Here is a 13,021-nt window from a genome sequence, read left to right as displayed (position 1 = left end):
CACCCGCTTGGACGCCGTCGTCGCCGCACCGGCGAACCCGCTTCGGCGAACCCGCTTCGGCGGAGCCGGACTCACACCCACCGGAGCACCGCAATGTCCCGTGAAGCCGCAACGCCGCACTTGCTGTACGCGAAATGTGCGGTTCATGTACGTGATAGGTGCGCTTCAGGCGGTAGGGTGCTGATCCGGAGGTGCGCCATGTCCGAGTTGTTCGACGCGGTCGACGCGCTGGTCGCGTCCCGCTCCCCGCTGCCGTCGCCGGAGGAGCGGAAGCGGCTGCGCAAGGCTCACGGCCTGACGGTCGAAGAAGTGGCCTCGGCGCTGAAAGTGCGCCGCGCCACGGTCAGCGGCTGGGAGGCCGGCCGGACGGAGCCGCGGCCGCCCGAGCGCGACGCGTACGCCCGGCTGCTCAGACAGCTCGCGGAACTCTACCCCGCCCCCGCCCCCACCAGTACGGGTACGCCCGTACAGGACACGGCGGCGCCCCCCACGGCCACCAGCGCGCCCGATCCGGCGGGAGCGCGGCCTGTGCCGCCGGCCCCGGTGCCCGAGGCTGCCGCCATGCCTGTCTCCGAGGACGCTCAGCCCCCCTCCGCGACCGCCGGGAATGCCGTCGCCCCCGTTGTCGCGCCGCGTCCGGCGCACACGACCGTGCCGTCGTCGACATCGCGGCGCCCGGGCATGAAGAGGGCCGCCCCGGCCGGCACCCCGGCGACGGGCACCGACCCGCGGTTCGAGAACGGGCCGCTCGCGGTCGTCGACCTCGACGACGACGGCCAGGTCCTCGCGTACTGCGTCGGCGGCCTGGTCCTGGACGTGCCCGCCAAGTCCGTCTCCGCACTGGTGGACTGGACACTCCGAGCGGCGAAGCTGGGGCAGCCGAAGCTGTCCGGCCCGGGCAGGGACGCCGACCCGCTGCTGGTGCTCACCGAGGCCGCCCTGGAACGTTACGGCCTGCCCGTCGCCCTCACCGACGAGGAGCGCCTCGCCGGGCGGATCCCGGAGGGGCACAAGGTCGTCAAGCAACTGGCGCGCGCCGGATGGAAGTTGACGAAGCGCGGGTTCGGGCCGTGGGCGCGGATCTACCGCCCCGCGCAGGGCTCCGAGCGGGCCTGCGTCCAGCTGTGCGTTCCGTCGTGGAACGCGCTGGACTCCCGCCACTGGGGCGAGGCCGGGAACCTTCCGTCGGCGGAACTCGCCCGTGTGCTGGGCGTGTACGCGTCCCGGGTGATGACGCCTTGCGGCTCCACCGCCGTCACCGGCCTGGAGCTGATGACCGCGCTGCACCCGCCGACCCGCGCCTCCGAACCCGACGCGACGGGCAAGCGGCATTCCGCGCACAACCCCGGCAGCCTGGGCAAGGACCCGGTGGACTGCGCCCCGTGCGAGGCTCCCGACGGGCACCCGCTCCTGGCGGACCTGCCGCGGTTCCACGTCCGCGGCCCGGCGGAAAAGCTGTTCGAGGAGGCGTACGACTGGGCACGCCCGATGACCGACGCCGAATGCATGCGCCGCCACCTCGTCGGTATCGACGTGAACATGGCCTTCGCCGCCGGCGCCAACGGCCTGATCGTCGGCCTCGGCACACCCACACGCGTCAAGCAGCCGGTGTTCGACCCGAAGCTGCCCGGCTCCTGGCTGGTCGACCTCTCCCACGTCGACCTGTCGAGAGTGAAGGTCGGCAAGGACAAGTGGGCAGACCTGGACGGCGAGTTGCTGCCCAGCCCGTTCACGCCGAAGGGCGAGCGGCCCGAGGGCCCGGCCTGGTACGCCACACCCACCGTCGCCTACGCGGTGGAACTCGGTTACCAGGTGCGCCCCATCGAGGCGTACGTCCGCTACGACAACGGCCGCTACCTGGACGGCTGGTACAACCGGCTGCGCGACGCCTACCTGGCCACGATGGCCGACCTGGGCGTGCACGCGGACCTGGCGCCGGCCGGCTTCCTGACGGCCATGGAAGGCTACCGGCAGCGCGACCCCGAGCTGGCGATCGTCGTCTCGGCGATCAAGGCGACCGTCAAGGGCGGCCTCGGCAAGCTGCGCGAGCGCCCGCGCGGGGAGGGCTGGCGGCCCGGCGAGCCGTGGCGTGCCCTGTCCCGGCCGACGTGGCGGCCCGACATCCGCGCGGCGGTCATCTCCCGCACCCGGATCAACCTGCACCGTAAGATCGTCAAGCATGCGGCGTTCACCGGGCAGTACCCGGTGGCGATCCTGTCCGACTGCGTCGTCTACGCGGCCGACGGCGGATCGCCGCTGGACTTCCTGCCCTACCGTGACGGCAAGCCGCTGCCCGGCGGCTTCAAGCTCGGCATCAACCCCGGCCTGGTCAAACACGAAGGCACCCAGACCGTCCTGTGGGGCGAGGAGGTCCGCGAACGGTTCGACGCGCCGGAACTCAACCTCGCCCGTTACATCAAGGACGGCACCGTCACCGACGCCGACAACGGAGAGTAGGAGAGGGCGATGAGCCTGTTCGGGGACGGCCTGGACGCCGCGGTGCAGAAATCCTTCACCCGCCCGGCGCCCAAGAGCGCGCCCGCGCAGATGCGCTACCTGGTCAGGCAGCTCAAGGGCACCAAGGCCGTCGCACAGATGCTGCGCATCTCCCAGCGCACCGTCGAACGGTACGTCAAGGACCAGATCAAGAAGCCCCGCCCCGACCTCGCCGCGCGCCTGGAACGCGAGGTGAAGAAGCGCTGGCAGCCACAGGTCCGCGCCAGGGTCCGGCAGAAGGCTGCCACCACCGGCGGCATCGTCATCGACACGCGCGCCCGGATCGGCTACACGGCGCCGATCGGTACGACCGACGAGGACCGTCTCCGGCACCTGACCGTCGCGCTCCCGCCGCAGTACGCCGCCCGTCTCTTCGACGCCCAGCAGACCGGCGCCGGCGAGCAGCAGCTCCAGCAGATCGCCGCCGAAGCGCTCAAGGAGGTGTACTTCCAGGACGGCGGCCGCCGCGCCGGCCAGCTGGAAGAAGTCCGCTTCACCGACATCGAACACGTCGAGTTCGACCTGTAGCAGACAGCCACACCCCGTCTGGAGAACTCACCAGCAGGCGGAGAAGATGAGTACGGCAACTCAGGCCGGACGGACGCCCATGGCCGACGATGAAGATCGACATCGTCGAGATCTGGAGACCGTCCCGTGCTCAGCCGCATCGCCGACATCCTGGTGCCCGCCTTCGGCCGCCTGTCGGTGACCACCGACCCCGGCGCCGAACTGGCGCCGGGCAGCATCATCGCCGCCAATCACACCTCGCTCGCCGACCCCGCCGTTGTGATCGCCGCCCTGCACCGCCTGGGCGTCGAACCGGTCATCATGGCCACCGCCGGCCTGTGGCGCGTGCCCGTACTCGGCCGCTCCCTCACCCGCGAAGGACACATCCCCGTACACCGCGGCGACCGAAGGGCCTCGGCCGCGCTCGACCTGGCCGCCCGCGCCCTCGAGCAGGGCCGGTACCTGCTCATCTACGCCGAGGGCGGCCTGCCCCGCCGCAGGGACGCCGCAGAAGCGGCCCCGGGCGACTTCCGCACCGGCCTGGCCCGCCTCGCCGAGCGCACCGGTGCCCCTGTCGTGCCCGTCGGCCAGGCGGGGGCCCGCCGCGTCACGTCGGGCAGCGCGATCAAGCAGATCGCCGGTCTCGCCACAGCCCCGCTGCGCCGGCCCGCACTGCACGTCCACATCGGCGTTCCGGTCGTTCTGACCGGCGACAGCACCGTATGCACGGCGCGGGCCCGCGCGGCGGTGACCGGCGCGTGGCGTACAGCGGCCGCGCATCTCGCCGAGCCTGCCGCGCTCGCCGCATAGCCCCGCTCCCAGCCCTGCGCAGGACTGCGCAGGGCTCCGCGGAGACGAGGTGGCCACGACGGCCGCGCCCGGTCCACCCAGGACCGGGCGCAGGGTATCTGCCCCCGCGCCCAGCCCTGCGCATCAGTAGAAGCGCTGGTTCCTGCCGTTGCTGCAGGACCAGGTCTGAAGGACGGTGCCGTCCGTGGAACCGAAGTCCTTCACGTCCAGGCAGTAGCCCTGGCCGTTGGCCAGGCTCCTGAACTCATAGGCGGTCTTGGAACCTTCCGGAGTGGAATACGAACCCTTGTTCGTGATCCACCACAGCTGGCTGTACTTGGACAGGCTGCAGTCCTGCTGCTTGACCAGTGTGCCGTAGCCGGTGGCGCCCGAGTCCAGGCACTTGCCCGTGTAGTAGTTGCGGACCCCGTAGAAGGTGCCGCCGGAGCTCCCGTTCTGGACCGGCGCCAGACACCAGTACTGGCTCTGGCCGTTGTACCAGCTCCACATGTGAGCCTGAGTGCCGGAAGTGGTCCAAGGGCCCTGGATGTCCATGACCATGCGCTTGCCCGCACGAGTGCTGGCGTCGACGCCGGCGTAGAAGTACGGTCCGCGGCTGTACGAGCCGCCGCAGCCCGCCGCGGCGACCGCGGTGGACGCACTCGAGCCGGACTGGGCCGTGGCAGGGGCCGCGACGGCCGACGCGCCGGCAGCGGCCGTCAGCCCGCTGGACATCAAAGCAGCGGCCGCCAGGAACCTGACGGCACGTGACCGGATACTCATACTCCCCCTGCCTCCTGAAGCACGCGAATTCGCACGTCGTTCCCTCCCTGTGTGCGGGCACCCGTGAGGTCCCCCCTCGGCTCCGTCGGCGATCACCACGCCGCGGGCCACCAGGCTGCGCCGGTCAGGCCTGCCGCCGCGACGTTCCGCGCCAGGATTCGAGCAGGTTCGAAGGAACAGCCGCACGGCCGGCGGGGGATCGGGGACCGGCCGGCCTGGATGAGACCCATGTACGGCTACGACGGCGGCGCGGTGGGGAGCAACAAGTCAGCAGACCACAGGAGGGGGACCGAATCATGGGAATGGTGCTGCTTGCCGCGTTGGCCGTGGCAGCCGTCGGGATCGTCGTCGCCAGGCTGGTGAGCGCCGGACGACACGAGGCGCTGGCGGAGAAGGCCCGGCTGGCCGAGGACGCGCGCCGCCGAGCCCACCGGTCCCTGGACGCGGTCTGGGCGATGGACGACCGCCAGTTCGAGGAGTACGTCGCCGATCTGTGCCGCCGGGACGGCTGCACCGACGTGAAACGGGTCGGCGGCGCCGGCGACCTCGGCGCCGACGTCACCGGCCGCCTGCCCGACGGCCGCCGCCTGGTCGTCCAGTGCAAGCGCTACGCCAAGCACCGTGCGGTCGGCAGCCGTGACATCCAGACGTTCAACGGCACGGCCCGCGCCGAACACGGCGCCGACACTCCCGTCTTCGTGGCCTCGTGCGTCTTCACCGAACCCGCCCGCGACTTCGCCGCCAGGCACCGACTGGTCCTCATCGACGTCAACCTGCTCGGCTTCTGGAACAGCGGCACCCCGCTGACATCGTTCCTGGACCTGGACATCGGCAGGTCCGGCACCAACCGGAAGCTCCGCCCGGACCACAACTGACAGGAGACTCCGCCGTGACCGACAGCGAGGCCCTCACGCATGCCTGGCGCATCGAGGACCGGGAATACCGGCGCCAGGAGCGGCGCCGCGGCCGCCGGTTCGCCTACGGCAGCCTCCACCCCGCCCGCACCGCCCTCGTGGTGGTCGACATGGTGCCGTTCTTCGTCGACGCCAACCCCTACTGCCCCGGCATCGTGCCGAACATCCGGAACCTCGCCGAACGGCTGCGCGCGGCCGGCGGGACGGTGGCCTGGGTACTGCCCGCACGCACCGAACGCACCCCGGTCGGCGACGAGTTCTACGGCCCTCGAGCCGCGGAGATGTTCCGCGACTGCGGCGGCAGCGGCCCGCTCCCGAGGAGGCTGTGGCACGGGTTCACCGTCAGCGCCGACGATGTCCTGGTGGAGAAGTCCGCGCCCAGCGCCTTCTTCCCCGGCCGTTGCTCCCTGCCCGGACTCCTGCGGGAGCGCGGGATCGACACAGTGCTGGTCACCGGCACGGTGACCAACGTGTGCTGTGAGTCCTCGGCCCGCGACGCCTTCACCCTCGGATACCGGGTGATCATGGTCGCCGACGCGAACGCCGCCGGCCGCGACCAGGTCCACAACGCGACCCTCCACACCGTCTACCGCTCCTTCGGCGACGTACGTACGACGGCCGAGGTGCTCACCCTGATCGACGAGCGCTGACCGCGGCGAACCGGAAGCGGCCGGGGGGCGGTCGGCGACGCCCGCAGGGCCGCTGCCGCCTGATGCGGGGGGCGGCTCCCCGTAAGGCGTCGAGGTCTCAGTGCGGGGCCCCGACGCGCACCACACTCCAGTCGACCTCGGGGGTGCGTACGCGCGCCCGCTCCGCGCCCGCGTTTTCGGGCAGCAGGTCGCGGGCCAGGGCGCCCACCGCCCAGACGGGCGTGTTCGTCGCCAGCACCCGACCCTCGCCCGTGATCACGACCGCGTCGCAGCCGAGCTGTTTGAGCGCCGGAACGACGAGCTGCTCGAAACCGCTCACCGGGACGTCCGCCGCCACCACACCCACGAAGGTGCCCTCCACCACCAGCGGCAGCGCGAACGTCAGCAGGTACAGGTCGGCGCCGTGCAGGTCGACGTACGGGCCCATCACCGTGCCGTGGCCCTCGTCGCGCGGAATCGCGAACCACGGCTTGAGCGTGAAATCGTAGTAGTTCTCGCTGCGGGGATTGAGGTCCAGGTGCACCGGCCGGAAGTCCCTCGCGCCGGCCCGCTGCCACCATTCGAGGTGCAGGCGGGCATCGGACAGCGCGCCCGGCGCCATGACCACCCCCGTGCCGTTGATGCGCCCTTCCTGAGCGGCCAGCACCGACCGGATCAGCGGCCGCAGGGGCACGAGATCCGCGCTCTCCGGCTGCCTGCCTTGTGCGTAAGCGGTCCTCAGACACTCTTTCGCCGCTGCCTCCAGGACGGTCAGCGACGAGAAGAAGGACTCCACCGCGACGCGGAGGGAGTCGGCGCATCGGGCGACGCCGGTCGCTGCGTTGCTGGTCATTACTGCTCCGTCGGGGCAAACGGGTGGCGTGCCGCCACCGGGGGATCAGGAGTCGGTCAACCGCAGACGGGTCCGTACGAGGTGGTGGGCGCACGCGACACTGTGTTCCTCCGCGAGCCTGCGGGCGGCGGACGCGTCGCCGGCGGCGATCGCGACGAGGATCTCATGGTGCTGGTCGGCCCACGCCGAGACGTCGGGGGCGTCCAGCTCCAACAGCCACAGCAGTGGGCCGAGTTCCGCCTGCAAGCGCACCTCAAGGCGGGTCAGCCGGACCGACTGGGCGGCCACCGCCACCTCGATGTGGAAGCGTGCGTCGGCCTTGCGGCGTTCGGCGAGGCTGTCCGCCTTGCGCAACACCGTGACCAGCTTCTCCAGCCGGTCCGCGAGGTCCGAGGGGGCGCGCTCGGCGGCGAAGCGGGCCGCCGCTCCCGACACCGCGAACTGCTCGTCGCCGAGATCCCGCAGCTCCGACAGGCCGATCTCCTTCAGGCGGGCTTGGTGGATCCTGGCCAGTCCGTCCTCGGGCGCCCGGACGAAACTGCCGCCGTTGCGTCCGCGCCGGGTCTCCACGAGCCCCTGCTCACGCAGGATGGCCAGCGCTTCGCGAACGGTGCCGTTGGCCACTCCCAGCTGCTCCGCCAGGTCGTTCTCACTGGGGAGCTGGTCGCCTTCGGCCATCAGACCCAGAGTGACGGCCTCGGCGATCCTGCGGACCACCATGTCGGCGCGGCCGGAGTCGCTCAGCGGAGCGAACACCGCGCTCATCACCGGAGAGTGGCCGTTCACTGCAGCCACGGCCCCCCCTCGCGGTCGCAACACGGTAGTAACGCGAAATCACCGAGCAGGATACCAAGTCAAACCCTTGTCTCATTACCTTCAATGTCATAGGTTTCTCGCCATCTCAGCCGCGGTCACCTGATGTCGACCCCGTTGGCGCCACGTCCTCTGCCCCGTCGACCCCAACCGCAGTACCGGGTTGTCTCTAGGAGCTCATCCATGCACGACGCCACACCCGCCTCGGCACTCCCGGCCGACGCCGACTCCCAACGCCTCGCCGCGCTGGGCTATGAGTCCGAGTTCAAGCGGGACATGAGCCTGTGGGCGAACTTCTCGCTCGGGTTCACCTACCTCTCGCCCGTCGTCGGCGTGTACACCCTCTTCGGCGCCTCGCTCATGGCCGGCGGCCCGCCGATGATCTGGGCCTTCGTCATCGCCGGCGTCGGGCAGCTCCTGGTCGCCCTGGTGTTCAGCGAGGTCGTGGCGCAGTTCCCGGTGGCCGGCGGTGTCTACCCCTGGGCCAGGCGGCTGTGGGGCCGCAAGTGGGGATGGATGACCGGCTGGGTCTACCTCCTCGCCCTGCTCTCCACCATCTCGGGCGTCGCCTACGGAGCCGGGCCCTACGTGGCCGCCGCCTTCGGGTTCACGTCGAGCACCAAGACGACCATCGCCTGCGCCCTCGGCCTGCTGCTCCTCGCCACCGTGATCAATTTCGGTGGTACGAAGGTGCTCTCCGCGGCGGCAGTCTTCGGTTTCGCCGCCGAGATCGTCGGCGCCCTCGCGGTGGGCACGTGGCTGCTCGTCGCGCACCGCCACCACGGGCTCGGCGTGCTCTTCGACAGCTTCGGCGCCCAGGGCAGCCACTCCTACCTCTACGCCTTCTCGGCCGCGGCGCTCATCGGCGTGTTCCAGTACTACGGCTTCGAGGCGTGCGGTGACGTGGCCGAGGAGGTCCCCAACCCCGGCAGGCGCATCCCGACGTCCATGCGGCGCACCATCTACATCGGAGGGGCTGCCTCGATCGGCGTGTGTCTCGCCCTGATCCTCGCCGTCACCGACTTCGGCGCCGTGATCAGCGGCGAGAACGCCGACCCGGTGACCCCCGTGCTCACCGAGGCGTTCGGCAGCGGTGGCGCCCGGGTCGTGCTCGTGATCGTGCTGCTGTCCTTCCTCTCCTGTGCCATGAGCCTGCAGGCGGCGGCCAGCCGGCTGACCTACTCGTTCGCCCGCGACCGCATGATCGCCGGCAGCCGTGTGCTGGCGGTCTTCTCCGAGAAGCTGCGGGTGCCGCCGAACGCGCTGCTGCTCGCCGCCGTCCTGCCCGCGCTGATCATCGTGGCGTCCGCGTTCTCCGCCGACGCCCTCGTCAAGATCATTTCCTTCTCGACCCTCGGCATCTACCTGGCCTTCCAGATGGTCGTCTTCGCCGCGCTGCGGGCCCGGGTGCTCGGCTGGCGGCCTTCCGGCGAGTACCGGCTCGGACGCTGGGGGATGCCGGTCACGGTGGGCGCGCTGGCCTACGGCATCGTGGCGCTCGTCAACATCTGCTGGCCGCGCACCCCCGGGACGCCGTGGTACGACAACTACATCGTGCTGGTCAGCGGCGTGGTCGTGCTCGGCATCGGCGCGCTGTACATGGCGGTGGCCAAGCCGCACCGGCGTGGGAACGCGCCGGCGGGTGACGCGGTGATGGCTGACGCGCTTGCGGCGGGGGAGGCCGACCCGGTCGCCGCCCCGTCCTCGTCGGCTGCCTCTGTCTGACGAGGGCTGCTCAGCACTGACAGGTGGGCTCTCGACCGCTGGTCGGCCGAGAGCCCACCTGTCGCGTGTGGAGTCGGCCGAAGGGCGCCCCGGCCCCCTGTCGGCGGACTACCGCCGATCGTGATGATTAACTCCAGTTTTGAAGGTCAATGTTGGCGGTGAACTCGATGGGTGTACCTCTCACCTGGCTGCTGCGGCGTCAGGAACTGCGCCTCAGGCTGGTGGCGGGCCGTGACGGCCTCGACCAGGAAGTGGTCTGGGCGCACAGCATCGAACTCGCCGACCCGACTCCATGGCTCGCCGGCGGCGAGCTGGTGCTCACGACCGGGCTACGGCTGCCGACGTCACCCGAGGCGCGCGCCGACTACATACGGCGTCTGGCGAAGGCCGAGGTGGCCGCCGTCGGCTTCGGGATCGGCCTGTCGCACGAGCAGGTGCCCGCGGAGCTGGCCGAGACGGCAGAGGAGACCGGGCTCGCCCTGCTGGAGGTGCCGCTGCCCACGCCCTTCGTGGCCGTCACCAAGGCGGTCATGGAACGCCTGGCCGAGCAGCAGTACGAGGGTGTCGTCCAGGCGTCACGGATCCAGCCGCGGATGACCCGGGCCGCGCTGCACGGCGGGGCCCAGGCCGTGGTGCGGGAGCTGGCCGTGTGCACCCGCTCCGCCGTGGTCTTCCTGGACCAGGAGGGCAAGCCGCGAGCGGCGCACCCGCCCGGGACCGGTGTTCCGCGAGTGCACGCCCCGGCCGGCGTCCGTAGCCCGGAGGACTGGGCGGCCGCGGTCAGCGCCGGCCCCGACGGAGTGGTCGCCGTGCAGCAGATCCGCGTGGGGCCACGCGTCCACGGCCGTCTGGCCCTGGTCGCCGGTCGGACGCTCACGCCGGTCGACCACCTCCTGCTCGGCCACGCCGCGTCACTGATCGCGCTGGAGGCGGAGAAGCCGCTGCGCCTGCGTGACGAGCAGAGCCGCGTCAACAGCATGCTCCTGCGCATGCTGTTCGACGGAACCGTCGAGGCGGCCGCCGCCTTGGCCCACCTCACCGAGGCGGGTTTCCCGGTCCGGGACGGCATCCGCGTCCTCGCACTGCGGGGCGGCAACCCGCGCCAGGCACTGCACGCCGTGGGGGAGGAACTGGCCGAGCGCGGCCTGCCCCTGTTCGGGCGCATGCACGGCGGATGCGCGGCCGTGCTCCTGCCCGCAGGCCACGGGGCCACGGCACAGACGGTCACGGACGGCGCCCGGGTCCGGCTGAGGTCGCGCACGTGGGCCGGTCTCAGTGCCGTCCGTGCCCTGACCGAGGGTCCCGCGGCCCTGACCGAGGCGCTGAACGCCGCCTCGGTCGCCCAGGCCAGGAGGAGCACGGACGTCGTCGAGTTCGAGTCGCTGGCCGGCCGGATGCTCGCCGCCGTCCCCGAGACGAGAAGGGTCCTGGAGTCCCTGGCCGAGGCCCGCCTCGGCCCTCTGGCCGCCTACGACACGGAACACGGCACCGATCTGCTCGCCTCGCTGCGTGCCTTCCTGGAGCACAACGGCCAGTGGGAGGCGGCCTCCACGGCTCTGGGAGTGCACCGCCACACCCTGCGCAGCCGAATGGACCGAATCCAGAGCCTGTCGGGTGCGGATCTGGACTCGGCCCATGTGCGGGCCGAACTCCTGCTGGCGTTGTCCGCCTGGCAGGAGCCCGGAGGCCTCGGTGGTTAGCCGAGCCGGAGGCCACGGCCGGTAGTCGAGCCGGAGGCCGTGCCCGTTGGCCGAGCCGGAGGCCGTGCCCGGTGATCGAGCCGACGGCCCTGGCCGGTGGCCGAGCCGGCCGTCAGACTGCGCAGGCGGCCTCCTTGGCGATCGCCTCGCCCAGCACGGTCAGCCCTTCCTCCAGCAGGGCGTCCGAGATCGACAGCGGCGGCAGGAAGCGCAGCACGTTGCCGTAGCTGCCCGCGGTCAGGACCAGCAACCCCTCCGCGTGGCAGCGCTGGGCGACCCGGGCGGCGAGACCGGCAGCAGGCACCCGGTCACCGTCCGGCTCCACCAGTTCGACCGCGATCATGGCGCCCCGGCCCCGGACGTCTCCGATCACCGGATGCCGGTCGCTGAGCGCGTTGAGGAAATCGAGCATGGTGTCGCCGATCTCCCGGGCACGCTCCAGCAGGTCGTGGTTCTCGATCTCCTCGAAGACGCCGAGCGCCGCCTCGCAGGCCACGGGGTTGCCGCTGAACGTGCCGCCGAGTCCGCCCGCCGGGACGGCGTCCATCAGCTCGGCGCGGCCGGTCACCGCGCCCAGCGGCAGCCCGCCGGCGAGGCCCTTGGCGGTGGTGATGAGATCGGGCTGGATGCCCTCGTGCTCGCAGGCGAACATCCGGCCGGTGCGGGCGATGCCCGCCTGGATCTCGTCCACGATCAGCAGGACGCCCCGGCTGCGGCAGATCTCGGCGACGCGGCCGAGGAAGCCGGGCGCCGGGACGACGAAGCCGCCCTCACCCTGGATCGGCTCGATCAGCACAGCGGCCACGTTGTCGGCCCCCGCCTGCCGGTCCAGCAGGTCGGCGAGGGCGGACGCCGCCTCCTCGGCACACCGCTCCGGGCCGCCGGGCCAGCGGTACGGGTACGCCATCGGCGCCCGGTGAACCTCCGGGGCGAACGGGCCGAAGCCCTGCTTGTACGGCTTGTTCTTGGCGGTGAGGCTCATCGTGAGCAGCGTGCGCCCGTGGAAGGCGTGGTCGAAGACGACGATGCCGGGGCGGCCGGTGGCGGCACGGGCGATCTTGACGGCGTTCTCCACTGCCTCGGCACCCGAGTTCACCAGGATGGTGCGCTTCTCGCCCGGGACTGGCGCCAGCTCGTTCAGCTTCTCGCACACGTCCAGGTAGGACTCGTAGGGGTTGACCAGGAAGCAGGTGTGGGTGAACCGGCGCAACTGCGCGGCCGCGCGCTCCGCCACCGCGGGAGCGGAGTTGCCCACCGTGGTGACCGCGATGCCGCTGCCGAAGTCGATGAAGGAGTTGCCGTCCGCGTCGACGATCACCCCGCCTCCGGCCGCCTCCACGAACACGGGCAGGACCGAGCCGACGCCGGCCGGCACCAGGCTGCGCTGACGGGCCAGCAGTTCACGCGAACGCGGGCCGGGGATCTCGCTCACGATCCGCCGGACCTGGGTGAGGCCGGGACCGCCGGCCGGCCGGGAAGCACCGGGCATGGAACATCCTCCGGGATGTGCGGGGGTTGGGAGAGCCGAGCCAAGCACTGCCGTGCTCCGCCGGCCATGGACGGATCGGAGTGCTCCCTCCAGCCAGGACAGGACATCCCGGCGAGTGCGATGCCGCCCATCCGGTCCCAAGAATGACGGCCTCAGCAACCCGAGGCGCCGACGTGGCGCGTACGGACGCACGACGCGTACGGAGGCCTGGCGCCCACGGACGCACGACACGTACCGACGCACGCGTGACGGCGTACCGACGCACCTATGACGTGTACGACGCACGTATGACGTGTACGGCGCAGACATGGCGCGTCCGACGC

The 13,021-nt window shown here is 71.5% G+C and carries 11 protein-coding genes; 7 read left to right on the top strand and 4 right to left on the bottom strand.

Annotated elements, in window-relative coordinates; translation table 11 throughout:
• Positions 1 to 198 precede the first annotated feature (198 nt).
• The 3 genes from tap (at position 199) to ACZ5GT_RS15470 (ending at position 3,813) form a co-directional block, all read left to right on the top strand.
• Positions 199 to 2,457: a telomere-associated protein Tap gene (tap, locus tag ACZ5GT_RS15480; protein WP_469022168.1), complete on the top strand. Its 2,259-nt coding sequence runs from the start codon at positions 199 to 201 to the stop codon at positions 2,455 to 2,457.
• Positions 2,458 to 2,466: 9 nt separating this feature from the next.
• On the top strand, positions 2,467 to 3,024 hold the full coding sequence (gene tpg / locus ACZ5GT_RS15475; RefSeq protein WP_469022165.1) for a telomere-protecting terminal protein Tpg: 558 nt from the start codon (positions 2,467 to 2,469) through the stop codon (positions 3,022 to 3,024).
• A gap of 126 nt (positions 3,025 to 3,150) precedes the next feature.
• Positions 3,151 to 3,813, top strand: coding sequence for a lysophospholipid acyltransferase family protein (locus ACZ5GT_RS15470; protein WP_469022161.1), 663 nt, complete (start codon positions 3,151 to 3,153; stop codon positions 3,811 to 3,813).
• 123 nt (positions 3,814 to 3,936) lie between these two features.
• Here ACZ5GT_RS15470 and ACZ5GT_RS15465 read toward each other — a convergent pair whose 3' ends face one another.
• On the bottom strand, positions 3,937 to 4,575 hold the full coding sequence (locus ACZ5GT_RS15465) for an RICIN domain-containing protein (protein ID WP_469022156.1): 639 nt from the start codon (positions 4,573 to 4,575) through the stop codon (positions 3,937 to 3,939).
• A gap of 296 nt (positions 4,576 to 4,871) precedes the next feature.
• Here ACZ5GT_RS15465 and ACZ5GT_RS15460 point away from each other — a divergent pair, with 296 nt between their 5' ends.
• The gene (locus ACZ5GT_RS15460; RefSeq protein WP_469022151.1) at positions 4,872 to 5,450 is read left to right on the top strand and encodes a restriction endonuclease; all 579 of its coding nucleotides are present in this window, start codon (positions 4,872 to 4,874) and stop codon (positions 5,448 to 5,450) included.
• A gap of 14 nt (positions 5,451 to 5,464) precedes the next feature.
• A complete protein-coding gene (locus tag ACZ5GT_RS15455) occupies positions 5,465 to 6,139 on the top strand; it encodes an isochorismatase family protein (RefSeq protein ID WP_469022147.1) in 675 nt (224 codons plus the stop codon).
• 97 nt (positions 6,140 to 6,236) lie between these two features.
• Here ACZ5GT_RS15455 and ACZ5GT_RS15450 read toward each other — a convergent pair whose 3' ends face one another.
• On the bottom strand, positions 6,237 to 6,971 hold the full coding sequence (locus tag ACZ5GT_RS15450; protein ID WP_469022144.1) for a cache domain-containing protein: 735 nt from the start codon (positions 6,969 to 6,971) through the stop codon (positions 6,237 to 6,239).
• Between the two features lie 45 nt (positions 6,972 to 7,016).
• Positions 7,017 to 7,766 carry a FadR/GntR family transcriptional regulator gene (locus tag ACZ5GT_RS15445; protein WP_469022141.1) on the bottom strand — a complete coding sequence of 250 codons (750 nt, stop codon included), beginning with the start codon at positions 7,764 to 7,766 and terminating at the stop codon, positions 7,017 to 7,019.
• A 201-nt stretch (positions 7,767 to 7,967) separates the two neighbouring features.
• On the opposite strand from ACZ5GT_RS15445, the gene ACZ5GT_RS15440 reads away from it, so the two are divergent.
• The gene (locus ACZ5GT_RS15440; RefSeq protein WP_469022138.1) at positions 7,968 to 9,509 is read left to right on the top strand and encodes an APC family permease; all 1,542 of its coding nucleotides are present in this window, start codon (positions 7,968 to 7,970) and stop codon (positions 9,507 to 9,509) included.
• Positions 9,510 to 9,676: 167 nt separating this feature from the next.
• On the top strand, positions 9,677 to 11,209 hold the full coding sequence (locus tag ACZ5GT_RS15435) for a PucR family transcriptional regulator (protein WP_469022135.1): 1,533 nt from the start codon (positions 9,677 to 9,679) through the stop codon (positions 11,207 to 11,209).
• Between the two features lie 112 nt (positions 11,210 to 11,321).
• Here ACZ5GT_RS15435 and gabT read toward each other — a convergent pair whose 3' ends face one another.
• A complete protein-coding gene (gene gabT, locus ACZ5GT_RS15430) occupies positions 11,322 to 12,698 on the bottom strand; it encodes a 4-aminobutyrate--2-oxoglutarate transaminase (protein ID WP_469022132.1) in 1,377 nt (458 codons plus the stop codon).
• Positions 12,699 to 13,021: the final 323 nt, after the last annotated feature.

It is taken from the genome of Streptomyces sp. NPDC031340 (assembly GCF_055569945.1).
The sequence above is the reverse complement of the archived record's forward strand: the minus strand, read 5'-3'. Positions and strand labels throughout refer to the sequence as shown.